Source organism: Gammaproteobacteria bacterium (assembly GCA_027296625.1).
Taxonomy (GTDB): domain Bacteria; phylum Pseudomonadota; class Gammaproteobacteria; order JAKEHO01; family JAKEHO01; genus JAKEHO01.
In genome coordinates this window covers 26020-52478 of the sequence record JAPUIX010000135.1, presented here as the reverse complement: position 1 = coordinate 52478, position 26459 = coordinate 26020, and the positions used below count along the sequence as shown (strand labels likewise).

The 26459-nt window shown below is 54.4% G+C and carries 29 protein-coding genes; 2 read left to right on the top strand and 27 right to left on the bottom strand.

From position 1 onward, the window contains the following. Window position 1: 1 nt before the first annotated feature. From ubiB to O6944_07775, 14 genes are all read right to left on the bottom strand, one after another. Window positions 2-1669: a ubiquinone biosynthesis regulatory protein kinase UbiB gene (gene ubiB, locus O6944_07840; protein MCZ6719042.1), complete on the bottom strand. Its 1668-nt coding sequence runs from the start codon at window positions 1667-1669 to the stop codon at window positions 2-4. 10 nt (window positions 1670-1679) lie between these two features. After that, window positions 1680-2300, bottom strand: coding sequence for an SCP2 sterol-binding domain-containing protein (locus O6944_07835; protein MCZ6719041.1), 621 nt, complete (start codon window positions 2298-2300; stop codon window positions 1680-1682). A gap of 52 nt (window positions 2301-2352) precedes the next feature. Beyond that, on the bottom strand, window positions 2353-3102 hold the full coding sequence (ubiE, locus tag O6944_07830; GenBank protein ID MCZ6719040.1) for a bifunctional demethylmenaquinone methyltransferase/2-methoxy-6-polyprenyl-1,4-benzoquinol methylase UbiE: 750 nt from the start codon (window positions 3100-3102) through the stop codon (window positions 2353-2355). Next, window positions 3099-3464: a DUF971 domain-containing protein gene (locus tag O6944_07825; GenBank protein MCZ6719039.1), complete on the bottom strand. Its 366-nt coding sequence runs from the start codon at window positions 3462-3464 to the stop codon at window positions 3099-3101. The genes ubiE and O6944_07825 overlap by 4 nt, the downstream gene beginning before the upstream one ends. An 83-nt stretch (window positions 3465-3547) precedes the next feature. Then, on the bottom strand, window positions 3548-4882 hold the full coding sequence (gene hslU / locus O6944_07820) for an ATP-dependent protease ATPase subunit HslU (GenBank protein MCZ6719038.1): 1335 nt from the start codon (window positions 4880-4882) through the stop codon (window positions 3548-3550). A 21-nt stretch (window positions 4883-4903) separates the two neighbouring features. Continuing rightward, window positions 4904-5455 (bottom strand): ATP-dependent protease subunit HslV, encoded by a 552-nt coding sequence (gene hslV / locus O6944_07815; protein MCZ6719037.1) that lies wholly within the window; start codon window positions 5453-5455, stop codon window positions 4904-4906. Between the two features lie 112 nt (window positions 5456-5567). Next, on the bottom strand, window positions 5568-6458 hold the full coding sequence (gene xerC, locus O6944_07810; GenBank protein MCZ6719036.1) for a tyrosine recombinase XerC: 891 nt from the start codon (window positions 6456-6458) through the stop codon (window positions 5568-5570). A gap of 12 nt (window positions 6459-6470) precedes the next feature. Further along, window positions 6471-7175 carry a DUF484 family protein gene (locus tag O6944_07805; GenBank protein ID MCZ6719035.1) on the bottom strand — a complete coding sequence of 235 codons (705 nt, stop codon included), beginning with the start codon at window positions 7173-7175 and terminating at the stop codon, window positions 6471-6473. Beyond that, a complete protein-coding gene (gene dapF / locus O6944_07800) occupies window positions 7172-8002 on the bottom strand; it encodes a diaminopimelate epimerase (GenBank protein ID MCZ6719034.1) in 831 nt (276 codons plus the stop codon). The genes O6944_07805 and dapF overlap by 4 nt, the downstream gene beginning before the upstream one ends. Window positions 8003-8135: 133 nt before the next feature. Beyond that, window positions 8136-9269 carry a mechanosensitive ion channel family protein gene (locus tag O6944_07795; protein MCZ6719033.1) on the bottom strand — a complete coding sequence of 378 codons (1134 nt, stop codon included), beginning with the start codon at window positions 9267-9269 and terminating at the stop codon, window positions 8136-8138. 101 nt (window positions 9270-9370) lie between these two features. Further along, window positions 9371-10336, bottom strand: coding sequence for a TraB/GumN family protein (locus O6944_07790; protein ID MCZ6719032.1), 966 nt, complete (start codon window positions 10334-10336; stop codon window positions 9371-9373). A gap of 55 nt (window positions 10337-10391) precedes the next feature. Next, entirely contained in the window at window positions 10392-11450 is a 1059-nt protein-coding gene (nagZ, locus tag O6944_07785; GenBank protein ID MCZ6719031.1) for a beta-N-acetylhexosaminidase, read from the bottom strand. 54 nt (window positions 11451-11504) lie between these two features. Then, complete coding sequence (locus O6944_07780; protein MCZ6719030.1) at window positions 11505-12296, bottom strand: ABC transporter permease; 792 nt, start codon at window positions 12294-12296, stop codon at window positions 11505-11507. Between the two features lie 2 nt (window positions 12297-12298). Beyond that, window positions 12299-13222 carry an ABC transporter permease gene (locus tag O6944_07775; protein MCZ6719029.1) on the bottom strand — a complete coding sequence of 308 codons (924 nt, stop codon included), beginning with the start codon at window positions 13220-13222 and terminating at the stop codon, window positions 12299-12301. 146 nt (window positions 13223-13368) lie between these two features. Between O6944_07775 and O6944_07770 the strand changes: the two genes are divergently transcribed. Further along, a complete protein-coding gene (locus tag O6944_07770; GenBank protein MCZ6719028.1) occupies window positions 13369-13848 on the top strand; it encodes a hypothetical protein in 480 nt (159 codons plus the stop codon). Between the two features lie 53 nt (window positions 13849-13901). Here the strand turns inward: O6944_07770 and O6944_07765 are convergent, their stop codons facing one another. From O6944_07765 to O6944_07750, 4 genes are read right to left on the bottom strand one after another with little or no spacing between them, the layout of a single operon-like run. Beyond that, window positions 13902-14600, bottom strand: a complete 699-nt coding sequence (locus O6944_07765) for a DUF3106 domain-containing protein (GenBank protein ID MCZ6719027.1) — start codon at window positions 14598-14600, stop codon at window positions 13902-13904. Continuing rightward, window positions 14593-14811 (bottom strand): hypothetical protein, encoded by a 219-nt coding sequence (locus tag O6944_07760; GenBank protein MCZ6719026.1) that lies wholly within the window; start codon window positions 14809-14811, stop codon window positions 14593-14595. Before O6944_07760 ends, O6944_07765 begins: the two co-directional genes overlap by 8 nt. Then, complete coding sequence (locus tag O6944_07755) at window positions 14795-15139, bottom strand: hypothetical protein (GenBank protein MCZ6719025.1); 345 nt, start codon at window positions 15137-15139, stop codon at window positions 14795-14797. Before O6944_07755 ends, O6944_07760 begins: the two co-directional genes overlap by 17 nt. Beyond that, the gene (locus O6944_07750) at window positions 15136-15720 is read right to left on the bottom strand and encodes an RNA polymerase sigma factor (GenBank protein ID MCZ6719024.1); all 585 of its coding nucleotides are present in this window, start codon (window positions 15718-15720) and stop codon (window positions 15136-15138) included. Before O6944_07750 ends, O6944_07755 begins: the two co-directional genes overlap by 4 nt. Before the next feature lie 66 nt (window positions 15721-15786). Here O6944_07750 and O6944_07745 point away from each other — a divergent pair, with 66 nt between their 5' ends. Beyond that, a complete protein-coding gene (locus O6944_07745; GenBank protein MCZ6719023.1) occupies window positions 15787-16539 on the top strand; it encodes a hypothetical protein in 753 nt (250 codons plus the stop codon). Window positions 16540-16825: 286 nt separating this feature from the next. On the opposite strand, the gene O6944_07740 is transcribed toward O6944_07745, so the two are convergent. The 9 genes from O6944_07740 to O6944_07700 all read right to left on the bottom strand — a co-directional run bounded on the left by O6944_07740 (window position 16826) and on the right by O6944_07700 (window position 26369). After that, complete coding sequence (locus tag O6944_07740; GenBank protein MCZ6719022.1) at window positions 16826-17320, bottom strand: L,D-transpeptidase; 495 nt, start codon at window positions 17318-17320, stop codon at window positions 16826-16828. 8 nt (window positions 17321-17328) lie between these two features. After that, window positions 17329-18891 carry an ABC transporter substrate-binding protein gene (locus tag O6944_07735; GenBank protein MCZ6719021.1) on the bottom strand — a complete coding sequence of 521 codons (1563 nt, stop codon included), beginning with the start codon at window positions 18889-18891 and terminating at the stop codon, window positions 17329-17331. Between the two features lie 143 nt (window positions 18892-19034). Continuing rightward, window positions 19035-19811: a 3'-5' exonuclease gene (locus O6944_07730; protein MCZ6719020.1), complete on the bottom strand. Its 777-nt coding sequence runs from the start codon at window positions 19809-19811 to the stop codon at window positions 19035-19037. A gap of 21 nt (window positions 19812-19832) precedes the next feature. Further along, on the bottom strand, window positions 19833-20456 hold the full coding sequence (locus O6944_07725; GenBank protein MCZ6719019.1) for a YdbL family protein: 624 nt from the start codon (window positions 20454-20456) through the stop codon (window positions 19833-19835). Window positions 20457-20569: 113 nt separating this feature from the next. Beyond that, window positions 20570-22738, bottom strand: a complete 2169-nt coding sequence (locus O6944_07720; GenBank protein ID MCZ6719018.1) for a hypothetical protein — start codon at window positions 22736-22738, stop codon at window positions 20570-20572. After that, window positions 22665-23558: a cysteine synthase CysM gene (cysM, locus tag O6944_07715; protein ID MCZ6719017.1), complete on the bottom strand. Its 894-nt coding sequence runs from the start codon at window positions 23556-23558 to the stop codon at window positions 22665-22667. Before cysM ends, O6944_07720 begins: the two co-directional genes overlap by 74 nt. A 92-nt stretch (window positions 23559-23650) precedes the next feature. Further along, window positions 23651-24118, bottom strand: a complete 468-nt coding sequence (gene rimI / locus O6944_07710) for a ribosomal protein S18-alanine N-acetyltransferase (GenBank protein ID MCZ6719016.1) — start codon at window positions 24116-24118, stop codon at window positions 23651-23653. Continuing rightward, window positions 24115-24837 (bottom strand): uracil-DNA glycosylase, encoded by a 723-nt coding sequence (locus O6944_07705; GenBank protein ID MCZ6719015.1) that lies wholly within the window; start codon window positions 24835-24837, stop codon window positions 24115-24117. Before O6944_07705 ends, rimI begins: the two co-directional genes overlap by 4 nt. Beyond that, entirely contained in the window at window positions 24834-26369 is a 1536-nt protein-coding gene (locus O6944_07700; protein ID MCZ6719014.1) for a 2-isopropylmalate synthase, read from the bottom strand. The genes O6944_07705 and O6944_07700 overlap by 4 nt, the downstream gene beginning before the upstream one ends. Window positions 26370-26459: the final 90 nt, after the last annotated feature.

Sequence of the window (26459 nt, the reverse complement as noted above, 5' to 3'; positions counted from 1 at the left end):
ATTACATATCGCTAGACGCGGCAAGCAACATCAGCACACCCAGACCTCCCAATAGCCAGGTCAAGACCGGAGCACTCCCCAACATCGTCGGTGTAAATCCATCGAGAGCGAACACTAGGGCGGCGCTGATGATAAACGCTGATGCAATGATGGTCAGGACACTTCGGCGGTTTGTCTGCCGAATCTCCCGGCGCAGCCTTTCGATTTCTGTCGAATGCCACTCCACTTGAAGTTTCCCATTCCTCGCACGCTCGACCAGGTCAATCAATTTATTCGGCAAATCCGGCAACTTTTCGACCCATAAGGGAAAATTTTCCCGTGTGCTCTTCACGAGACCCCGCACACCTACGCGTTTACCCATCCATCGCTCGAGCAGGGGCCTAGCCGTCTGCCATAGGTCCAAGTCGGGGTAAAGCTGCCGACCGAGACCTTCAATGTTTACCAGCGTCTTTTGCAACAGGATCAGTTGAGGGAGAATCTCCATATTAAAGCGCCGCGCTGTTTGAAATAGCCCAAACAACAGACGACCAAATGAGATCTCCTTCAGGGGACGCTCGAAGAGTGGCTCGCAGACGGTACGGATCGCGAATTCAAATTCGTCAACACGCGTTCCCGGCGGCACCCAGCCGGATTCGACATGCAATTCTGCAACTCGACGATAGTCGCGCTTCAAAAAGGCCAAGAAGTTTTCGGCCAGATATCTTTGATCGTACTCGCTCAGGGAACCCATAATCCCAAAGTCCACAAACACAAATTTCGCGGATTGACCTCCATCTGGCACCGTCACGAAGATGTTGCCTGGGTGCATATCCGCGTGGAAGAAACTATCGCGAAAGACCTGGGTGAAAAACGATTCCACGCCCGCCTCGGCTAGCCACCTCAGATCGATGCCGGCCCGCTTTAACCCATCAATGTCGCTGACGGGTATCCCAGAAATGCGCTCCATAACCATGACGTTGCGACGGGTGAGCCCCCAATCCACCTCCGGTACGTATAGTTGCTCCGAATGCGCAAAATTCCGCCGCAGTTGCGAAGCATTAGCCGCCTCGCGCATCAAGTCCAATTCGTTTAGCAAAGTTTTTTCAAACTCAGCGACTACCCGGGTCGGCCGCAGGTACTTGCCGTCACGCCAATAGCGCTCCGCCATATCCGCAAGGATAAACAGAAGACCTACATCCCGTCGGATCCCTTTCTCAATGCCGGGCCGCACCACTTTGACGATCATCTCTCGCCCGTCCCTTAGTCTGGCTGCGTGAACCTGTGCGATTGAGGCGGATGCCAATGGCGTCTCGTTGAATTCAACAAACACCTCATCCACACCATGTCCATATGCCTTTTCGATAATTTGCCGTGCGACATCACCGGGAAATGGGGGAACGCTATCTTGAAGCCTAGCCAGTTCCGCTACGATGTCGTCGGGCAACAGATCACGACGGGTGGACAGGAGTTGTCCGAACTTCACAAAGATAGGGCCAAGATCTTCAAGTGCCCGACGTAGGCGCTCTGCCCTCGGTACCTGATGACTGTGCATCCAATTCCATGGCAGGAGATAGAGCAGGAATCTAACCGGCCTAAACAAATGAGTAGCCAAGATGATTTCATCGAGGCCATGACGGATCAGGACCCGTTGAATCGTGAGTATCCGAAGAAACTGTCCAGGGGTCACCATGACGGTAACGCTATCGCTCCTCCAGTGCGTCGCGTTCTATTTGCTTAAGGCTCTCTTCGAGCCGATCTAGATCGCCTCGCAACGTGTCCACCGCATCGACGAACTCAGCGACATCCTCCTGACGTGCGACAAGGTCGCTCTCCTCCCGAAGGTACTCCGATATGTCCATTTCCAGGGTACGCTTGGTCTCACCCGCCCATTCACGCAAGCTTCTCCCAAACTTGCCAAGCTGATGAGCGGCGATGTCTCCAACCCAGCGGGATAACAGCTCTTCCCAATCGATATCCACTTCATCCAAGATCCGCTGAAATCGCTGAGCAAGCCGGACATCCCCGCTCACTTCCACGTCACCAGACACCGTAGGTTGATCGCCTGGGCGGCGCATCGCCATCGAAAGGAGTGCCAATGGCCTGCCCGAAATGCGCACATTGACGGCACCCTCAAAAGCGGTGTGCAAACGAATGCCTTCTTCCTGCGGCAGAAGATAAAAAACAACGGCGGGTTCTATAAACTCAACCGCGATCACTTTACCTGACAGTTCTCCAAACGCCCCCCTCGCTGCGGGGTCAAGCTGAATAAGCTGGTTAAGCCATTTCTCAAGATTGACAATAAAGGATGCCGGGATAGTCAACACGGCGTCCTAAAGAACTTGAAATAAACCTGGGGGCTTCCGACGTAGACGTTCACACTTTATGTCCTCTATGAACAGCGACAATACCACCCGAAAGATTGTAATAATCAATATGCACAAAGCCTGCGTTACCCATTAACTCGACAAGCGATTCCTGATTAGGATGTTTGCGGATCGACTCAACCAAGTATTGATAGCTCTTCGTATCGCCTGCTACCACATTACCTAGCCACGGCAGGATCCTGAACGAATACGCATCATAGGCGCGCTTAAGAAATGGAAGAGTCACATGGGAAAACTCCAAAATCAGCAAGCGTCCTCCAAATTTCAAGCTCCTATACATGGAAGCAAGCGCCGTTTGTTGATCGGTCACATTGCGTAACCCAAACGCAATACTGACGCAGTCGAACACATTGTCTGGAAAAGGCAAGCACTCCACGTCGGCCTGGACATAATGAACGTTCGTGACCAATCCTCGATTGATGAGCGAATCCCTGCCAAGCGCCAGCATTGAAGGATTGATGTCGGCAAGCACCACCCTGCCTTTCGGGCCAACAAGGTGCGCAAAGTGGTACGCCAGGTCGCCCGTGCCCCCAGCCACATCCAGCACCTGATGGTCACGGCGAACACCAGCCAAATGTACCATAAAGCGTTTCCACAAGCGGTGAACACCCAATGACATCAGGTCATTCATCACATCGTAACGCGGTGCAACGGAATCAAATACGTGCTTGACCCGACGAGTCTTCTCATCCGGGGAGACGGGCTGACTGCCAAAATACATTGTGCCAGAGCTGCTCATTTCACGGGGTCGCGCTGATATCCTGCCTTCTCAAGTGCGGCGAGATACTCTTGCCAATAGCGCTCTTTGTTCTGCCCTAGATCGTACAGGTAGTCCCAGGAATAGATGCCTGTGTTATGTCCATCGTCGAAATCTAACTTCACCGCGTAGTTACCTACCTGCTCAATATTTCGGATCGTAACCATCTCCTTGCCTGTTTGCAGAACGCCTTGTCCGGCACCGTGGCCACGCACTTCCGCCGAGGGTGAATAAGCCCTTAGAAGTTCGCAGGAAAGATCGAATTGAGATCCATCATCAAAGCTGATTTCAAGTACACGCGAAGCCTGGTGCAAGTTGATCATGGTGGGGATTGGCTTGGCCATTTCCTTTTGTTTCTCTTTCTTATCAGTTTGCGGATAAAAAAAGGAGCGCCCATGTCCTGCACGGACATCCTGGGCAAACACATCTAGAGAATATAACGTGTTAGGTCTTCGTCCTGGATGAGAGCACCGAGATGAGCATTCACATAGGCTGCATCGATTCGCACGTTCTCACCGCGCCTGGCAGACGCCTCGAAGGAGAGTTCCTCCAGCAGGCGTTCCATCACTGTATGTAGCCGCCTAGCGCCGATATTCTCTGTTGTTTCATTGACCTGCCAGGCCATCTCTGCGATTCGGCTAAGTGCGTCTTTGGTGAACTCCACCGTGACTCCTTCGCTCTCCATGAGCGCCGCATACTGTTCCGTCAAAGACGCATCCGGCTCTGTGAGAATTCGAACAAAATCGTCAACACCAAGTGCATCTAACTCAACTCGAATGGGAAGACGGCCCTGCAGTTCCGGGATAAGGTCGGAAGGTTTTACCATCAGGAACGAACCTGAGGCAATAAAAAGAATGAAGTCGGTTCTTACCATCCCATACTTGGTTGTTACGGTGGAGCCCTCCACTATTGGCAATAAATCTCTTTGCACTCCCTCACGAGATACATCGGGCCCGCCATGTTCTGAGCGTTTCGCTATCTTGTCGATCTCATCGAGAAAAACGATGCCGTTCTGTTCCACATTTTCCAGGACACGTGCCTTAAGGTCCTCATCATTGATGAGCTTCGACGCTTCTTCCTCAGCTAGGAGCTTCAACGCGTCTTTCACACGCACCCTACGAACGCGCTTTCGTCCTCCTCCAAGATTTTGAAACATATCCTGGAGCTGGCTGGTCATCTCCTCCATTCCCGGCGGCGCCATAATCTCTACGCCGATCGCGGGCACGCTGACTTCCACCTCGATTTCTTTCTCAGCTAGTCCTCCTTCACGTAGCATCAGGCGAAACCGCTCTCGGGTTGATGACGTTTCCGCTGCTTCATCCTCAGACTTCTCGCTAACACCCCGAGCTCTTGGTAACAAAATATCGAGCACACGCTCCTCAGCAGCCTCTTCGCCACGGCGACGTACTTTGCGAAGCTCCTCCTCCCGGGTCATCTTTGCCGCAACGTCCATCAGATCCCGGATGATGGATTCGACATCACGACCGACATATCCGACCTCCGTAAATTTTGTTGCCTCAATCTTGATAAAGGGCGCATTGGCCAGCTTCGCAAGACGTCGCGCGATTTCTGTTTTACCCACCCCAGTGGGGCCAATCATCAGGATATTCTTCGGGGTAATTTCGTTTCTGAGTTCTTCAGGTACTTGGGACCTGCGCCAGCGATTACGCAGAGCGATCGCCACCGCCCGCTTTGCCGCGGTCTGTCCCACAATGTGCTTGTTCAATTCCTTGACAATGGCCTGAGGGGTCAGCTCTGTCATCAAATTCATCGCGTAACGTAATTATTCCCTTTCGGTTGCATCCAGTTCATCGATGGTCAACTGATGGTTGGTATAGACGCAAATATCTGCCGCAATGTTGAGCGCAGTCTCAACGATGGTTCGTGCGTCCATTTCTGTATGGTCCAGCAAGGCACGTGCCGCGGCTTGGACATAGGGCGCCCCAGAGCCAATGGCCATCAGATTATCCTCGGGCTCGATCACATCTCCGTTGCCCGAGATAATGAGCGACGTGGACTTGTCTGCGACAGCGAGCATGGCCTCAAGGCGGCGCAAAATACGATCGGTGCGCCAGTCCTTAGCCAGTTCAACCGCCGCGCGGGTTAGATTTCCCTGATGCGTTTCCAGTTTGCCTTCGAAGCGCTCGAACAGGGTAAAGGCATCTGCTGTTCCGCCCGCAAACCCGGCGAGAACGGTGTCGTGGAACAGGCGGCGCACCTTGCGGGCATTACCCTTCATAATCGTATTGCCGGACGAGACCTGCCCGTCGCCGCCGATCACCACACGACCATGACGACGCACAGAAAGTACCGTAGTGCCCTGAAACTGTTGCAATTGCCTGAACTCATCGGGTGACGATGAGCATTGTACACGAACTCAGCACATCCTCAGAAAAGCTGATCAATAAGGAACTATGCACCCTCAGAACCGCTGCGTTTGGCAGGGGTTATGAACTTTTTTTCCTGCGAGCGCGTGGGTGAGCCGCATCGTAGACCTTCGCGAGGTGCTGAAAATCCAGATGCGTATACACTTGTGTTGTCCTGATATCCGCGTGGCCCAACAATTCCTGGACAGCACGCAGATCACCGCTGGATTCCAATAAATGGCTTGCGAAGGAGTGCCGGAGCATGTGTGGATGAACATGAGTTGGAAGTCCCTGTCGAATAGCCCACTGCCGGAGGCGCTCCTGCACCGCTCGCGCGCCTAGGCGCTTACCACGCCGACTAACAAACAATGCAGTTTCCTCGGAACTGGCCAACCCGCCTCGGATCTGCAGCCACCGGTTCAGTGCGTCGACGGCATATCGCCCAATGGGCACATAACGCCGTTTGTTGCCCTTGCCCGTCACGCCCACGATGGCATCGTCAAGATCCACTTCGTCCATGTTCAGGGCGACCAGTTCGGAAAGCCTAAGTCCTGAGGAATACATCAACTCCAGCATGGCGCGATCCCGCTGCGCTAGGGGATCGGCGGCATTGATATCCACTAGGCGTGTCGTTTGATCGACATCCAGGACCTTTGGCAACTTGCGAGGCGTCTTCGGGGCGTAAATCCCCTCCGCAGGATTATGGGTGACGACGCCCTCGTCAGAAAGAAACCTGTAGAAGGTTCTGACCGCCGAGAGACTGCGTTGTAGGCTACGCCCGCCGATTCCCTGACGGTGACGCCAGGCGATAAATGCACGTATGTGCCCGGCATCCAACGCTCTCCAAGTATCAATCCCTTCTCTGCCGCAGTAGCAGACGAGGAAGCTCAAATCGCATCGATAAGCGTTGCGGGTGTTGACAGAAAGGTGGTTGAGGGTCTCGAGAAACCGTTCGATCGCTGACGTTTGCAAGTGTCACACCGCCTAATCGGCGATCCACGAATTCAAAATTAAACTCACAATCTCGCCCATATTCGCGAGCAGCTCGACGCCCAGACCAGGGTGGAAGCGCTGCGGATCATAGCTGCCTATGGCCATCACCCCACCCCAGCCAGCACCGTGCAGCGGAACCAATACGGCAGAGGCGATATCGTCCCGCTCACCACCGAATAGGTAAGCTTGCTGTTTACGTTTTAAGCGACCGCATGAAGGCTGCGCACGTGTAATAAGCTCCGCAAACAGGGCCTTCTCCGGAACATCCCTGCCAACGAACTCTTCGCCCGCGATACTCTCGTCAACCACTGCTTTGGCAAATACGCGCACGATAATGACATCGGCCTTGAAGTCGTTGCGGAGATGCTCCTTTAGACTATGAAAGACCGCTTCAGGACTCTGAGCATCCATCAGGGTCAAGATCATGCGATGCATGCGGCGTGCCAGCTCTTCGTTACCTCGCGCTATATCCACCAGTTCCCGAAGCTTTTTGTGCAACTGGTAGTTTTGATCGCGCAGCACCGACACCTGGCGCTCAACCAGTGATACCGCCTCCCCGGTTGCATGGGGAATCTTAAGGTCTGCCAGCAACTCTACATGGTCAACAAAGAATCGCGGATTTTCCCTCAAATAAGCGGCCACTGCTTCCGCGGTCAGCAGTGGTGGTTCTACCCCAATCTTCTTCTGAGTCGTCATAGCTCAATGCGCCCCTCAAATACCTGAGTCGCAGGGCCCGTCATCCAGACCGGTTCCTGGCCACCCCGCCAACGAATCTGCAGATGTCCGCCCGGCAGTGTGACGTCGACGTCGTCATCGAGCAAGGATAACAGGTGCCCTGCGACCACCGCCGCACAGGCACCCGTCCCGCAAGCCAGGGTCTCCCCAACCCCTCTTTCCCAGACCCGTAAGCGAATGTGGGAAGAATCGATGACCTGCATAAAGCTGACATTGGCGCCGTTTGGAAATACTTCGTGCCGTTCAACGAGGGGTCCTAGCTTACGTACCGGCGCTGCGTCGGTATCGTCAACTTTAATGATCGCGTGGGGATTACCCATAGACACTGCAGCGACTTCGATCTGCTCGTCTCCCACCTGTAGTACATAACTGTTTGCGGCCGATTTGGCAAGCATGGGGATCTCCTCCGGTGCAAATTCTGGGATCCCCATCGTTACTTTAACCTGCCCATTCGCCTGACGGTACAGCGTCAGCAGTCCATTGAGGGTCTCCACCACAATCTCATCCTTGTCCACAAGGCCATGTTCCCAAAGAAAGCGACCGACACAACGGACACCGTTTCCGCACTGTTCCACCTCAGCGCCATCCGCATTGTAAATCCGAAAGCGCACGTCCGCACCTGGTACATTAGCAGATTCCAGCAACAAGACTTGATCGCAGCCCACGCCAAAACGGCGATCCGCGATAAATCGAATCTGCTCCGGGCTCAACGTGATGGGGTCCGCAAGGGCGTTGAACAGCACGAAATCATTTCCGAGACCGTGCATTTTCGTAAATTCCAAATCCATGGCGATAAGCGTACAGGCACCCTGCCCGGAAGCAAAGTCACCTGTATACGGAAGATTCGAAGAAGCAAGCCTTGGCGTACTTGCTGCCGCCCCAACGCCAGCGCCGACCTGTCATGGTCACGACACAGGAGCCTCAGCGCGCCAGGCGTTCCTGTGGCGGGGCTTCCCGATCAGCAGTCTCATGGTAGGTTGGGAGGCCATTCGGGATATGCACCGTAGAGGTCGGAAAGGCCACCTCGGCCCCATGGGAATCGATGATCTCTAGGATGCGCAGTAAAACATCTTGCTTGACCTTATGATACTTCGCCCAGTCCGTGGTCTTGGTAAAGGTATAGATAAAAAAGTCAAGCGAGGATGCTGCAAAGGTATTGAAATTCACCATGAGCATCTGATCGGTTTCGATCTCAGGATGCTCGCGTAGCATGTTTTCCACCTCTTGCACGATCTTCCCCATCTTGTTGGCGTCGTCATACCGTATACCGATGGTTTCTTTAATACGCCGATTGTGCATCCTCGACGGGTTCTCCACCGCAATCTGCGTGAACGTGGAGTTGGGGACATATAAGGGACGCTTGTCGAAGGTTCGAATGCGCGTGAGCCGCCAACCGATGTCTTCCACTGTCCCTTCAATATCTCGATCCGGGGATCGTATCCAGTCACCGACCTCAAACGGGCGATCGAGATAGATCATTATGGCGCCAAAGAAATTGGCAAGCAGGGACTGAGCCGCAAAGCCGATGGCAATACCACCAACGCCCCCGAAGGCCACTACGCCCGCTACACTGAAGCCCAGCGTTTGCATCGCCACAAGTACCGCGGTAATGATGACGGACAGCCGCAGCAGCTTGGCAACGGCGTCCATCGTGGTGCGGTCATAGGGCTTTCCCGCCGCCACGCGCTTGGCAATGATGTTCGCCTCGGCCCGCTGGATTAATCGGATGAGAAACCAGGCCAATGTCGCGATGATAGCGACATAGCGGATGGGCTCCACGGCCTCAAAGATGACTGCCTCCGTCTCCTGGCTCACGATACTGGCGGCAAAGGCGATGCCAAATATCCAGATCAACAGGCTGAGCGGCTGTTTAAGCGAATCGACGACTGAGTCGTCCCAAAAATTCTCGGTCTTTACAAGTTTCACATGCAGCCTGTTCAAGATGCGTCGTTGCACAAAATCAATCAGCAGCGCCACGAAAACCACGATGAAGACCTGGGCCACCCAGTCATTTTCACCAAGAAAGCCTGTCAGCATGTTCAAAAAATGTTGCATACCCTCATTCCCCATCAAGGTGAGCGATTGTTGTCGCTGGAATTAGACTACGTTCGCTTGGGCGTTCAAACGTGATACTGGATAGTAGCGCGACCAACCTGTCAATAAACTGGCGTGACGCTGTATCCGCGCTCCTCCAATAGTGATAGTACACCGCGGTTCCCGGGCAAATGAAGCGCACCAATGGCGATGAAGGCATTACCTCTAGCCAACATCGGCTGCATTCGCTCGACCATACGACGATTACGGTCTGACAGAAGTCTGGTCATGAGCTTCTGGTAGCCCGCGGTATCCTGTACCTCGTACTTGTCTGTAAAGGCCCACAACCCTGCCAAGTCACGATCTAAATAGCGATCCTTCATCTGTTCTATGTCCTTCTGTACAACATCGTAATTGCAGACGGTATCTCGCAGCAGCTTCACCTGGTCGTCAATAGCCATATCATCCATGACGCGGGCCTGCTCATTGAGCGTCTCCAGGCCATACACAGCGGCACCGTTAATGCGAGCACTTTCAAGCAACATAAAGTCCAGTGGGACGCCAAGTGCAGGAGGAATATTCAATGTCAAATAGGCGCCCCATGGCTTCATGCTCTCAGCCACCTCTCTTGATATGCCATAGTAAGCCAAGGCGTCCGCAGTCATATCAAAAAGCTGATCACCTAAAAGCGCATCAAGACGGGTTCCATCCGCGAAAAACATCATCTGAGAAAACTCCAGCATCTCCGGGACATCGAGCACCGCTTCCATCACAAAGGTGTCGCTTTGGTCAAATACCACTTGCACGGCCGGAGGCAGATTCACGATACGTGGATCCACCACGTGCATAGTGCCAAACAGATAACTTGGTTTGGTGAAACTTTTAGACACCTTCCACAATAATCCCTTGGAATGCTTGAGCGTAACAGGCGCCCCATCGGCCACTAGCACAAGGGGCTCGCATACAGCGGACAATCCCTGCTCAGCCCAGGCTGACGACAAGGTAAAAAGTGTCAACATGAGGGGTGTTACGATCCGCATCTTGCGTTTTCCGCGCTGATTGAAGCGTAAATCAATGAGTCGCATCATGCCTGTGTTGGGTAGGGACGTTCATCTGTCATCGCAGAATGACTCATCGGCTAACTTAGGCAAGTTGATCATCGCCGAGATTCAGCTCTGGGGCCTGTTCGATGGCTTCGACCGCGCATGACACACGCTGCCACTTCTCATCGTTTCGCAGCGCAATGCGATCTTGTGCTGGTCGCCCATGCATACGCATCAGTCGGACCTGAGAAGTCGGGTCTGGATGTTGTCCAAGCTTCTCCAAGATCTCAGCGGCCCCGTCGAGATTGTTACAAATCACGACCATATCACAACCCGCATCCAAGGCACTGCGGGCACGTTCCACGAAGTCGCCAGCCACTCCCGCCGCCGCCATGCCAATATCATCGCTGAATACAGCACCCTGAAATCCAAGCTGGTTGCGCAGCACCTGTTTCAGCCATACGGCGGAAAAGCCAGACGGCCGGTCATCCACACGAGAGAAGATCACGTGGGCGGGCATCATGGCGGGGATCCCATAGTGAATAAGGCGCTCAAATGGCACAAGATCTTCCATTTCAATGTCCTCAAAGCGCCGACTATCCACCGGCATTGTATGATGGGAATCCTCGGCCACGGAACCGTGCCCGGGAAAGTGCTTGCCTACAGCGCCCATACCCGCGTTTTTCATCCCTTTCACATAAGCATAGGCAAGCGCTGCGACAGCCTCCGCGTTGCGATGAAACGCACGATCATCAATAACCTTGCTCACACCCTTTCTCAGATCCAGCACCGGTGAAAAACTGAAATCCACTCCAATGGCACGCAGCTCGGCGGCCATCACCCAACCCACATCCTCGGCAAGGCGCACACCCCTTTCGCTATCTGATCCATAGATCTCGCCCAACAAACCGCAGGCAGGTAGTTGCGTAAAGCCTTGCCGGAATCGCTGCACTCGGCCCCCTTCATGATCAACCGCCACGAGCAGACGTGGTTCCCTTAGTCGATGGATTTCGTCCACGAACTCTCCGATTTGATCGGGCGATTCATAGTTACGACTAAAGAGGATCACACCACCAGTAAGCGGATGTTGAAGCATCTCCCGTTCTTCGGGTTGCAACGCTGCCCCGGCAACGTCAAACATAATAGACCCGAGCGACATCGCTATTCCTCAATCACGGACGGACCATTGTATGAATTGGACACACGAGACCTATTATTTCCTGCGCACATCCATCCAATCACGCAGCCTATCGCCAAGCAGATTGATTGAGAGTACGACGAGTAGAATCGCCAACCCCGGGGCCAATACCATGTGCGGTGAAACCAGCATGTAGCGTGTGCCATCACGGATCATACTCCCCCAAGAAGCGGCTGGCGGCTGCACACCCAATCCCAAGAACGATAAGCTGGCCTCGGCAATAACCACGCTTGCGATTCCAAACGTTGCTTCCACAATGAGCGGTGCAGTGATCAATGGCAACAGATGGCGTGCACCGATCCGCCAACGCCCTGTTCCGAGGGACCGTGCCGCATCAATGTGTTCCCGGTGTTTTACAGTCAAGGTTTGTGCGCGGGCCAACCGCGCAAAACCTACCCAGCCTACAACCGCCAGAGCAATCACTGCATTCGCGATACCAGGCCCCAATAGCCCCGCCAATGCAATAGCAAGCAGGATGCCGGGAAAGGCGATGAAGATATCGATGATGCGAACAATCACATGGTCCCACCATCCTCCAAGCCATGCACTCACTATCCCCACAAATATACCAACCACAAGCGAGACAAATATAACTGAGAATGCGACAGCGAGTGATGTGCGAGCCCCCATCGCCAGGCGATCCGCGATCGAACGACCAAGATCGTCGTAACCTAGCCAGGCTTCCGAGCTGGGGCGCATTAGAATCTTTGATAAAAAGATCTCATCGGGTTCCAGCGGCAACCACGGTGCAATTAGGGCAACAGAGCACCAGAGCACCATGACTGCCGTGGGAAGCGCTAATCGTATGCTCACGTGTGCAATCGCACCCGCGGATCAAGCGCAGCATAAGCTACGTCTGTCAGTGTGTTCACCAACACATAAGCCAAGCTGATTAACATCACGCAGGCTTGGACCACAGGATAGTCCCGACGTTGGATCGCTTCGATGGTCAACTGTCCGATACCGGGCCATGCGAATATGGTTTCTGTAATCACTGCGCCCCCAAGTAGGGCTCCTAGCTGGAGGCCGAGGACCGTGATCACGGGCAAAGCAGCATTTCTCAACCCATGGTGAAGCACTACTGTCCGGTTATTGAGGCCCTTGGCACGAGCTGCGCGAATATAGTCCTCGCTGAGCACCTCAAGCAACGCAGCGCGTACCATGCGCGAAAGAATGGCCGCAAGGGCAGTCCCGAGCGTAAATGCCGGCAACACAAGAGAGCGTATCCCCTCCATGCCGCTCACGGGAAACCACCCGAGCCAAAAAGAAAACACCAGTATCAGCAGCGGGCCCATCCAGAAGTTTGGAATGGACACCCCAAGCATGGCAAATGCCATAGATCCCTGGTCCCAGGCCGTGCCCTTGCGCACCGCCGCCAATATTCCGAGCGGCAAAGCAATCACAACGGCCACCAGCAATCCCGCCGCCGCAAGGAGGAGCGTTGCGGGCACACGCTCCCCCAATATATCCACGATGGGCCGCTTGGAATGTAAGGACATGCCCAGGTCCAAATGCGCAAGCCCTTGAACATACCTGCCCCATTGCACCCAAAGCGGTTGATCAAGCCCTAGGACCTGCCGTAGCGCGTCCCGGTCTGCTGGCTGCGCCGCCTCCCCCAGCATGACCTCAACCGGGTCGCCCGGCACCAAATGAATAAGAAGAAAGACGATAGTGATCACGCCGAAGACAACCACGGTGGCGCTAACGAGGCGCGTGATCAGGAAGCGCAACATGGCCGGATTATCACTGGAATCCGTTGATCGCGCAAAAACGGTATACTGTCAATAAGAAAGACAAGCAGCTACTCGTTCTGACCCCTGTAGCAATTAAACTCGGTACGTAAAATATAATAGGTATTTACTCGGAGGATGGCGCTTTGATGGAGTTCGGTATCAGCGTGATGGGCATATTTGTGCGGCTTGTAGGAGTCGCGCTATTGATTGTGGGCCTATGGGCCGCTATTGAGGTCATCAACGAAGCGTGGGGCCTATATCGAAATCCTGCCGAAATAGAACGCTTCGCACGCGCAATTGATAAAGGGTCCAACATTGACAAGTTGATTGCACCTTCGAAACAAAAGAACTTAACGCAACCATCTGCGCTCTCTGACCAGCAGGACGGCATACTATCGGGAAACAATCCAACCGCAATGGGTGAGCAAAACCCGACTAAAGATAACTCCTTACGGCTATCCTATTATGTAGCCTGGATCATCGTCCTACTACTTCTGATTTTGATCGCAAGAATTGCACTTTCTGCGATCAAAACTGGCGGAGAGCTCGCGCTCTATGACACACAGATAAAGAAATTCGCTCAAACCTTAATCAAGGAAACCATCAAGTCCCAGCGATCATCCTAAGACCTTCCCTTTTCTTAGCACCTCTAGATCTGTCCATACAAGGCTTGCAACTGTCACGGCACCGCTGAGCCACCATTGTCGGGCGCTGATCTTGCCGGCGCTCCTTGGTCATGAGGCGCATGTGTTCCTTGCTTATTCCTACCACCCTGCAGCCTATCATGCGACCGATCCTGACGGCGCTGCCTCACGAATTGCCGACGCTCTTCCGGAGACATCTGCTGCCATTTATCCCGGAAGGCACGGCGTTCCTCGGGCGACATATTGGGCAGGTGCTCCCGCATGCGGTTACGTTCACTACGCGGGATCTTTTGCCACTCTTGGCGCTTGGCCCTGCGTTCCTCTGGGGATAATTGTTGCCAACGCTCCCGTAGCGCCCGTCGCTCTTCAGGAGGCAATTGTTTAAACGATGCATGGCGACGCCGCAGTCGTTCCTGTTGCTCCGGTGGCAAAGCACGAAAATGTTCATAGCGCTGACGAATGCGCTCACGCTGTTCCGGCTCCAGTGCTTTCCAACGCTGGAGTTTGTCGCGCGCCGTTTCACGCTGTTCAGGGCTCATTTCCTGCCAACGCCTTGCCCCCTTCTGTAGCCGCTCGCGCCGCGCCGGCGGTAGGTGGCCCCACTCATTCTCAAAGCGCTTGAGGATCTCCTGTTCCTCCGGCGCTAGCTGATCCCACGGCAGGCCATCATCCGCGCGAACGGCAGCGGCGGAGGCAAGTAGTAGAACAGCAAAGTACAGAGTTACTTTATTCATCGTCCTGTCCAACCGATTGGTTAGTTGCCTCACTCAAGATTGGATCCTCAAAACTTATGGGATCCAGCCATTCGCCTTCGGCACTTTCCCACCCACCCAGAAACTCGAGGATCTCCGGATCAAGCGTATCATTAAGCCCGGCATCGTCGGCAGCTGAAGCGAGTGAGAAAAACATCGCTGAGATGACAATCCAACTAACTTGCTTGTTCATAAGCCTCAAGCCACTCATAAAACTCGAGGTCCTCATAGAGATCTAAGCTATCGAGCGAGGAGATCAGCTCTACATCTTGCAAGATCATCTCCCGCCATGAGAACGGAGGTGCAGCGAGCGTGAACACAATCAATGCGACGCACGCTGTAGCGAATACCCCGGCCGGAAGCAGTCCAATTTGCCATAGAGGCTGGGCGCGCTCTTCGAACGCTCGGCGACGTGCTTGGTTGAGCTGTGCGTTTGTCGCCGCATCTAGGTGCGCGACGCTCCTGTCCAACTCTGCCCGAACGGAATCAAGAAAACGTTTCTCTCGATCAATCACGCTCATGGCCACTCCTCGCCGAGTTTTTCTCGCAACCTATGAACCGCACGGGAGTAATGCGTCTTGACACTGCCCTCGGTACAGCCCATGGCACGAGCAGTTTGTGCGACGTCCAGCCCTTCCCAGACACGCAGCAAAAACGCTTGCTGCTGGCGCAGGGGAAGACAATGGAGCGCCGCTTCCAAAGCGTCCAGTGTCCGTCCCATCTGAAGCATCTGTTCCGGATTATCCTTACGCCGGTCTGGTAGCTCCTGTATGGGATCCGGTGCATCCCGCCGATTAGGCTTGCCGGTACCCAGCCAAATCCGAAAGCGGTTGCGGACGGTTGTGCGACGGTGCCAGTCTCGTAGCCGGCTTTGCAGGATACGATAGAACAACGGGCCCCAATCCGACTCACTGCGGTCAGCGTAGCGCTGCACCAATTTGAGCATGGCATCCTGAATGACATCGAGCGCGTCGTCATTATTGCCTGTCGCGATCTGCGCCATTCGAAATGCTCGCCCTTGGATGTCAACGAGAAAACGATCGAGGGCCTCGGTACTATCCAGCGTAAATCCCCTCTCACTAACTTGCGCAGTAGACTGCACGTGTTCATCGCCTAAGCCTGCAGTCGGCCGCACTCATAGGCGGCCGACTGCCAACTGCAATTACCGTTGGCGACGCCTTACGCGCTGTTCTACGGATCGTCCTTGCTGCTGCGAGCGTTCGCCGCGATCGTTCCATCGGCCATGCTCACGATCAATTCGCGCATCAGCATGGTGCCCCTTATGGTTCAGCCGCCGGTTGGCGCGTTTACCTTTCTTATCAAGGCGCCTGTCAACGACATTGCCCCTATGTTCCAGCTTGCGCGCTACCTTATTGTAACCGGCTTCACCCGCCCGCTCCGCGCGTTGATCAAACCGTGCCTCAAGCCGATCGCCTTTGACATCCAATCGCCTTTCGATTCTGTCTCCACGCGCATCCAGGCGCTCTTCAATCCGGTCACCACGGCGATCCATCTGTTCGTGTTTGCGATCGTACCGCGCATCAAGGCGATCACCTCTGTGATCAAGGCGCGAATCAATTCGATCACCTTTATGATCCAAACGTCTATCCATGCGGTTCCCCTTGCGATCAAGACGCCCATCGATTACCTCGCCACGACGCTCGAGGCGCTCTGCCAGCTCGTCGTGTCCGGCGTCACGGGCCTGTACTGCGCGTCGCTCATAGTAAGCATCAATCCGATCGCCTTTGGCATCAAGCCGCTCTTCGATGCTATCTCCACGCGCATCCAGGCGCTCTTCGATCCGATCACCCCGCTGGTCGAAACGATGCTCAACGCGGTCGCCCCTATCGTACTCTCCGGCGACGGCTGGCATTACAATGAGTGCGCCGAATATGGCACTGACAAAAAGGATAACTTTTAGCATTTCCGATTCCTCAACTGTAGTTAAAAAGGCCTAATACACGCATTAACGCACAGCGGTCGAATCGGTTGACAAGGAAGGCCCGGATGAGCCGAAAAATACCCCTTAACGGGGGCGAGCTGCGAGCCCCATCCACCTTAACGTGTCAGCATCTGATGCCCAAACTAACTACAGCATCACCGATGAGGCCAATAGCGAGCCCGTGGGCGTATCTCAAAGCGCCCCTAACACCTTCCTTCGGTCCAAATCACGCTGGAGCGAAGACGGAATCCCTCCCGCCGGCGCCTCACTCATCCTCAATGATCACAACGCGAGTGCTGACGCAGACGCGATCGTATAAGTCAAGAATGTCAGCATTGCGCATGCGAACGCAACCGCGCGAGCCAGGTACTCCCATTGCCACATCGTTTGGGGCCCCGTGGATGTAGACACATCGCCGCAAGGTATCCACCTGGCCTCCGCGATTTCGGCCCGCTTCCAATCCGCTTAGCCAAAGAATTCGGGTCAGAATCCAATCGCGTCCGGGATACTTCTTACGCAATGCCGACGTGTAGATTTCACCGGTTGCCCTGCGCTCGACCAGCACGGCGTTCTTTGGATAACCGGTGCCGATCTTGGCGCGAATCACATGCTTGCCGCGCGGCGTACATTCGCTGTCGTACAGCTCGCCAGCTCCGTTCTTGGCCGTCGAGACTACATAATCCGCCACCACTTCTTCGTCGACTCTAAGGCGCAAGCGCTGGCGGGTCAGATCCACTTCAATATAGGGAGCAGCAATCATTCACATGATCAAGGTTCGAAAAAAGCTTGCGGGACGCGGTGGACCTTCATCAAGCCATCGTAATTACCGTCTGGAGCCAAGGCATAACCCACAATATCATGTCTTGCCACCAGCACATTGTCCTCGTACCACAAGGGGACATAGGGCAATTCTTCTAACAAATAAGTCTGTAACGCACGATAGATCGTGGCCTGGACATTTAAGTCCAGGGTATCTTCAGCCGCTTCAATAAGGCGATCCGCCTGCGTGCTCACAAATCTACCGCGGTTCGCCCCTTTTGGTGGCACACTGGTACTGTGAAATACGTAACGAAATATATCAGGTAGTTTCAAACCCACCCACGATAGGCTGTACATCTGAAAGCGCCCGGCCTTGATATCTCCGTAGAATGTACCCCAGTCGTAGCTCTTCAGATCGACACCAATACCCACCTGCTCAAGCTGATGCTGGATGATGGTCGCAAGACGTACCCGAAAGGGATGGTTAGATGTCTTATAGGTGATTTCCACCGGCCGTTGTAAGCCATAACCAGCGCGCTGGACCAAGGCACGCGCCTTATCAGGATCATATGCATATTCCGAGAGGCCTGGGTGGCCCGCCCAATGGTCGGGCCGTAGCATGGCATTGGCCTTGCGTGCAGCATTGCCCATAACATAGTTGATAATGGAATCCCGATCTAATGCGTATGCAATTGCGCGGCGTATGTTGATGTCGCCCACAACGGGGTCATCTAAGTTAAACCCAAGATAAGTGAACGTACTACCACGCCCTCGCTGAACATATATTGCAGGTCGCTCTTCCAGCCAGGCGATCAACTCCTGCGGAAGATCCCCCTGGATCAGATCGATTTCACTGCTAAGGAGTTTCAGGACACGCACGGTTGGGTCGACAACGACGATCATCTCCAATGTCAGACGATCGCGGTCGCGGCGTAATATCAGCTGGCCTTGCTCCGGCCAGTCAACGAACCTTAGCGGGCCGCTACCTAGCGGGTGATGGTTAAACGGGTGGTCCGAGGCGATGAGTCGATGAGGCAGGATGCCGATCGTGAGGCGCCCTGGAAAGAGTGGGTCGGGCTTATGCAGATGAAAATCGAGTGTCTTCTCATCCAACGTCTCGATCTGCTTGATCACAGTCAGCGATCCGCGATGGGGCGACCCAACTGCAGCGTCCAGCACCGAGTCGTACGTGGCCTTCACGTCCACAGACGTCAACTGGCTTCCATCATGAAACACCCTTCCATCGTCCTTGAGGATGAAACGGTAATGTGTGGGGCCTAGCCTTTGCCAGGTTGCGAGTGCCGGTGCGGGTTGCTCTGCGGCATCAAAATCCACAAGGCGCGCATAGAGCAAGCGGTTTATCCGATATGAGGCGGCATCGGTTGCAAAACGCGGGTCGAGCGTGACCGGCGCTGCCGCCATGCCGAAACGGATATTGTTGGTAGCAGGATCGGCACAGCCGCCCACCATAATGATCAACATGAGAAACAAGCTAGAAAAACACGGGCTTCCCATCACACCCATGCTATGCGCGAGGTGCTCTGCCCGGTCCTGCTCAAGTTTGTTTGACATAACCTACCGTGCCAAGACCATGACCGTGCAATCAGTGGCGGGCAATCTCTTGAGCGCTCATCGCATTGGGGTCAGATAGACAGCGCATGGTATTTTTACGTCCCCACGACATTGGACCCGCCAACGCTGTGGCAGGATGACAGTCAAACGTCCCAAGCGCGAAGAAATTCAAGCATATGAGGTTCGGCTTCCTGCTTTAGCATCTCCCGCGCCTGTCCGCATTGATCGTCATAGCCTTGAGCGGTGAGGTGGCCTCGGATGAGCTGGTAGCGCAAATAGATCAAATAGGTATTGAGGACATCCGTCTCACAGTAGCTACGAACCGCCTTAACGTCACCCGCAAGATACCGATCCCACACATCTGCACCACTCATGCCCAGTTTGCCGGGAAAGCCCAGCATCGTAGCTACGTCATGCAGGGGTGCAAAGGCTCGCTGATCATAACTCGCAAGCACATCCATCAAATCCGTATGCCGTTGGTGGTACCGATTCAGGTAATTGTTCCAGCGAAAGCTTTGGTCATCATCACCAGTATCCCAGTAACGCGGTGCACTGATACCATGCAATAGCCCACGGTAATGCAACACCGGGAGATCGAACGTGTTACCGTTCCAGGACACCAGGATCGGGCTGTATCGATCAAGTCCGTCAAAGAAACGTTGGACGAGATCAGCCTCCGGCGAATCAGGCTCACCGAGCGACCACACGCTTAAGCGGTCGCTTGTCCGCAACACCACGGATATCGCGACGATCCGATGCAGGTAATGTCGCAGGAAGTCCGTGCTCCCACCCGTCTCCTGCCGCCGCCGACTAAACATCACCTCCGCCATATCCTTGTCACTTAGACCATTAACACCATATAAGCGGCGCCCAGTCGCAACATCTGGCACGGTCTCTATATCAAAGACAAGCACGTTCATCGCGGATGTTGCTAATTATCGTTATTTCTGCTTCCAGGTTCCCGCTTTGTCCTGGTACCACCACCCGGAAGGCGCGTTCGCAACCCAGCGCTTAGCGAAAGTATCCCGAATATCATTTTCCCACTCAGGATGCCCATTCGCCTTCGCAATTTCCTTATAGAGGTTATTACGATCCCGATTTTCATTAGCCACGAGCTGCTTCACCTTATTGCGGTCTTTTACAGGGATCGCCTTGGGATCGCGCTCGGCGATAAGGGCGTTCCGCGTCATGCCGACGGCGCCGCTGTCATAGTAGGATCGTAATGTCTTGTGACGCTGCTCCATCGCCGCGGTTAATTTACGAATGCCCGGCGTTGAGATTGTGAGATCGGGCTCTTCGGCATACGCCACCGGTAAAACAACATCAATGAGTCCGACCGGCTTTGCATTGTGGTTGACGGGCGGTTCCACCAGACCAGAAGGCTCGTCCATTGACCCTGGGGCGGGCGATGTCGCCTCATCACCCGACTGAGTCCCATAGACGTCTTTGATAATTTTATCTGCAGCTTGCTCGGCGGCGGCGGCCGGGAAATAAATGTTCACCGTCACACAGGCCATCAAGCTGAAACCCAACAAACCAACGATCAGTCTTAGCAGTTTCGCCATTCATTCATCCTCTCTAGGGAATTTAACAGATCATATGATTACTGAGCCGTGTTTTACTTCGTACCAAAATGATCCCACTGAGTTCCCGATGTCGCAGGATAGTACCACGCACATCACTTAATTACGGGGCTGCCTCCCTGCGTTATGACCTTAAGCCGATCCACTAATACCGCCCAGTCGACCTCCCGATTGAAACCTTTCACATCGATCCAGGGCGGCAGCAAGCCACGCTTCACGATGTAATAACCGCCATTTGCCGGTCCCACTCCGCCCATCTCACAGACGCCGTTCGAGAGATGACAGCTTAGTCCTAGGCGATCATAGGAGAATTCTTTGAATACACCGATAAACGTATTTGAAATCGCTGTCGAGGCACCTCCACCACCCAAAGTCGTCAAGTTATCGATAGCCTTCCGACTGATGCGGTGACGGGATTGGTCGCCCTCCGGCGTATAGAAGCTTGCTTTAAAGGACACAGGCTGCCAGTCCTCCATTCGCAACTGACGCACTACACCGCCCAGCCTTCCTTCAATCCTACCAAAGGAAAATGCCTGGGTCAGTGGCTCAAGATCCAACCCCTTGAAATCGATGTCCGTGTCAAGAACAGGCACGGTTCCGAATAGATCTTCAACCACTAAATTATGGACCACGACATTGCCATCAAACGCCCTGACGAGCACCTTGCCATCTATTGTCAGTGCCTTATCCTTGTAGTGTAGCCCTGGAATGATTCCTGACACTTTACCCGACAAAATCGGCCAATCCATGGCACGGCAAAACGCTTCTAATGAAACGGGCGTAAGCACGCCTCCGAATTCAAGCCCAATCTCGTCGGGTGCTGCCTGTTGATACGCTAACGTGTCGATGCGCAACCCCCCGTCAAGAAACGGGATAAATGTGTCGCCCACTAAACGCAACGACCGATCCTGAGTAACGGCTGCCAGCGACCCTGCACCAAAATCGAGGCGATAAAGACTGGCGCCGCCCCATTGCAGCTCGCTCAGCCGCGGCTCAGACGCACTGCTAAAGGCAAAGCTACCATTCACATCAGCAATGCCGAAACGCCCTTGTGTGTCCCGTATCTCGACATGCTCGAAGCCCAAGAGGATTTCGGACAGACGCCCTGAGTCCAATTTGATCTCGAGATCGATCTGTCCAGTAGCGCTCAGCGCATTAAAACTTGAACTGATAAGGAGCGGCTGAAGATAGGTTTCATACAACGGTCCCATCTGAGCCTGCGCCGCTTTTAGTGTCAGCATCTGAACTGGACTGTCACTACCCAATGACAGCAACGCAGCACCGTCGGCGCGCACGACCCCGGGATGGTCTAAGAAACCATAACTGAGGCTGAGCTGCTTTGCTTCTGCATTCCATCCTGCGGCGACGTGGAGCCTAAGAGGATCTCCCTGCACATCGAATGTAAAACCTGGTGAAATAGAACCCACTTTCAGACCCGGTTCGATAAATACAAGACCCTGGGTGAGCGCCCCTTCTACTTCTGCTACCCAACCTGCCGCACCACGCTCAAGCGTGAAGTCATACTCCGCGTTAACATCTTCACCGGCACTTGGACCGTCGAAAGCCAAAGCCGCCACACGCCCTTTGGCCTCCAAGCGAACGACCGATCCGCCTTCGCCCCTGATGCGCGCTGTCGTGCTCAACCTTCCGTGCTCTATCACATACCCCTCCGGCCACAGTGACAACGCCCGGAGTGCCTCGCTCAAACGCTGTGCTCTCAAATCTACGCCTTGAACGTGAAGGTCCCAGCGCTGCCCGGCAAGACGTCCCTCAACCGCGAGGGTGCCACCGGCAACGGGCCCATCGGCAACGGTGAACGCGAGCGTGCCGTCACTAACTCCATAGCGAAACGCTACGTTGAGGTGCGGCGCATCGAGCACAGCGCTTTGTAGCGCAAGCGTGCCCTCCTCACACGCTATTTCCTGGGCCTCGATTGCCGCCAGGCAATCCAAGCGAATGTCGGCAAGTGAGTCGACAGGCCAGGGCAGCTCGAGACGTTCCGCGTGAAGGCGAAGTTCTGCACGCTCACGCCCTCGCAAAGTAAGCTCTATCGATACACCGTGCGCCCGCCACAATGGTGCTTGAACACTATCGAGGGTAAGCCGAATGGATTCGACAGTCGCGGCGGGAATTGTTGCTGAAAACGAAAAGATGACGAGCAGCCCGCCGATAGCGAGAGGCGGATGCCCACTAAGCGCCTGGAAACACGTCCGTCGACAGATAGCGATCTCCCCGGTCGCAAATGATCGTGACGATGACCGCATTCTCAAGCTCACCCGAGAGCCGGAGTGCTGCGGCCACGGCGCCCCCGGAAGATATCCCAGCAAAGATACCCTCACGGGCGGCCAGCGCCCGGGTGGTCTCTTCGGCCTCCGTCTGGCCCACATCTATGACCCGGTCAACACGGTGAGGTTCGAAGATTTTCGGCACGTACGCGGTAGGCCAACGCCGGATCCCCGGAATGCAGGTGCCGTCTTCAGGCTGTACACCGATGATCTGAATACTTGGGTCCTGCTCCTTAAGGTACCTGGATACTCCCATGATCGTGCCGGTGGTCCCCATCGCACTGACAAAGTGGGTGATGCGGCGCTCGGTGTCTCGCCAGATCTCTGGCCCCGTGCCCTCGTAATGGGCGCGTGCGTTATCCGGGTTGGCGAACTGGTCCAGAACCCTGCCCTCGCCTGCCACCTCCATTTCTCGGGCGACATCCCTTGCGGTCTCCATGCTCCCTTTGCCTGGCGTTAAAATGATCTCGGCCCCAAAAGCCTTCATCACGGCAACCCGTTCGGCGCTCAAGTGATCGGGCATCACCAGCACCATTCGGTAGCCCTTTATCGCCGCCACCATCGCAAGTGCGATCCCGGTATTCCCGCTGGTAGCCTCAATGAGGGTATCGCCTCGCTGAATCTCCCCGCGGGCTTCAGCACCATTAAGCATGCTAATGGCCGGGCGATCCTTCACAGAGCCAGCAGGATTGTCACCTTCGAGCTTCACCAGAAGTAGATTACGGCGATCGCCCGGCAAGCGCTGCAATCTAACTAACGGCGTATTGCCAATACAGGACTCGATGGTCGGCACAGCCAGCGCATTCGCGTCAACTTTCTTGGGTGCGAAACGGGCTGATGATGCCATAGCAAGTTGGCCTTTAAAGGATCAACGATCAAACGATACGAGTCTTATTCCAGGTTGCGGGCCAAAATCAACGCATCCTCGCGTCCCCTTGTCGCAGGATAGTAGCGACGCCGCATCCCCACCTCGTCGAAGCCTGCTGAACGATACAGGCGCAAAGCTGCCCTGTTCGAGGGCCTAACTTCAAGCAACATGCATTCTGCTTTGTATTTGCGCGCCAACATGAGCAGATGTCGCAACATCGCCCCGCCTAATCCTGACCTCTGAACCGTGGGTCTCACACACAGATTAAGGATATGCGACTCGCCGGCACCCATTGACATTACTGCATAGGCATCGACGACACCATCCTGTTCCAAAACCCAGCAGCAGTACCCAACATGCAAGCAATCACAAAAAATGCCCGGCGACCAAGGGAAAGCATACGCTTCCTGTTCGATCACCATCACCTCAGCCAGATCTGTCTCGTGCATAGGACGAAACTGGATAACCGGCGATTGAAGAACCGCGCTCATAGCATACCTTCCAATACACGTTTCCCAAACTGTAGATCTTGCCAGACCTTTTGTTTCTCCCTAGGTGAACGCAACAGATAAGCGGGATGATAGGTCACCACCACGGGGATACCGAGGCTCAAGTACTCATATCGTTTACCACGCATGCGTCCAATCGGCGTGTCCGCTTTTAGGAGATTATGTGCCGCAACTCGGCCCAACGCCAGAATGATCTTAGGCTCTATCAGCTGAATCTGCCGCTTAAGATAAGGCTCGCAACACATAACTTCTTCTGGCCCCGGATCACGGTTCTTCGGAGGCCAACATTTCAGAATGTTAGCGATGAATACCTCCTCTCGCTTAAGCCCCATTGCCAGTAACATAGCATTCAGCAACTGACCGGCCCGTCCAACAAAGGGCTCCCCCTTTCTGTCCTCATCAACACCAGGCGCCTCACCGACAAGTAGCCAGTCCGCCGTCCGAGAACCAACGCCGAATACGGTTTGACTACGGCTCTCATGGAGCGCGCACCGCACACAGCCCGCTACCGTTTTCCGCAACGTTTCCCAGTCCATCTGGGCAATGGCATCAATGTCCGCCACCACGGTTCCACCCGCAGCGCTCCGTTGTGGCACGGTCGGCTTGGCTGGCGCCTTTTCTTTGGCCTCTGGGCCACGCCGCACCCACACGTCGATCCCCATCGCCCGAAGATATTGCTGTTGCCGGTGGGTAACGCTCATACTTGCGGGTGCGTCCGCGTCACAGGATCAAGAATTTTATTGAGTGCATTAATATATGCCTTAGCCGACGCGATCACGATATCAGTATCGGCACCTTGCCCATTGACGATCCGTCCTCCCTTGTCCACGCGCACGGTCACTTCTCCCTGGGAATCCGTACCCGTGGTAATGGCGTTGACCGAGTAGAGTTGCAGCACGCAACCACTGTTGATAATACGCTCAATACCCTTGAATGTGGCGTCCACCGGCCCACTACCGTCGGCCGTACTCTGTTTCTCCTCACCATCGACGACCAAAGTGACAGCAGCCTTCGGAGTCTCACCGGTTTCCGAACATACTCTCAGCGCTACAAGTTTAACCCGTTCATTAGCCGCATCATGCGTAGTATCGGTAACGATCGCCTGGAGATCTTCATCAAAGATCTCATGCTTCTTGTCGGCGAGTTCTTTAAATCGAATAAACGCCGCGTTAAGGTCCTCCTCACGGTCGAATTCCACATTGAGCTCCTTAAGGCGCGTCCGGAATGCGTTCCGACCGGAATGTTTGCCGAGCACCATACGATTGGCCTTCCAGCCAACCTCCTCAGCACGCATGATTTCATACGTATCACGGCTTTTCAGCACGCCGTCCTGGTGAATTCCCGACTCATGGGCAAAAGCATTTGCGCCGACAATCGCTTTATTCGGCTGTACAGGAAATCCAGTGATATTCGATACCAACCGAGAACAGTTTAAGATCTGAGTCGTGTCGAGTCCGACATCACATGGAAAAATGTCTTGTCGTGTCCGAACTGCCATCACCACCTCTTCAAGGGCCGCATTCCCGGCACGCTCACCCAATCCGTTGATCGTGCATTCAACCTGACGGGCGCCGTTCATCACCGCAGACAACGAATTGCCTACGGCAAGACCGAGATCATTGTGACAGTGGACCGAGAAAACGGCTTTATCAGAATTCGGCACACGTTCTATGAGCTCCTTTATAAGCGCGCCAAAGTGATGCGGAAAACTATAACCCACCGTGTCCGGGATATTCACCGTTTTTGCGCCCGCGTCAATAACGGCTTCTAATACTCGGCAAAGAAAGTCGCTATCCGAACGCCCAGCATCCTCCGGCGAAAATTCCACATCATCCGTATATTGGCGCGCCCGCTTAACAGCACGCACAGCTTGCTCGAGCACCTCCTCGGGTTTCATCCGAAGCTTCTTCTCCATATGGATGGGAGAGGTGGCGATAAATGTATGAATCCGTGCAGACTTCGCTTTTTTCAGTGCATCAGCCGCAACGTCAATATCTTTTTCAAGCGCTCGCGCAAGACCACAAACGATACTTTCCGTGACTGCGGCGGCGACACTCTGAACAGCTTCGAAATCCCCGCGACTTGCGATAGGGAATCCTGATTCAATCACATCAACACCCATTTTTTCCAGCGCCTTGGCGATACGGAGCTTCTCGTCCCGATTCATAGACGCGCCAGGACTCTGCTCCCCATCTCGGAGCGTTGTATCGAATATGATCAACCTATCTTTCATGGCCCCACTCCGTTGCTTAATCTACCACTAATATTTGAATTACCGACATAAAAACTCCGCTCAAGCGCTCTCGCGCTAAGGAACGTTCTA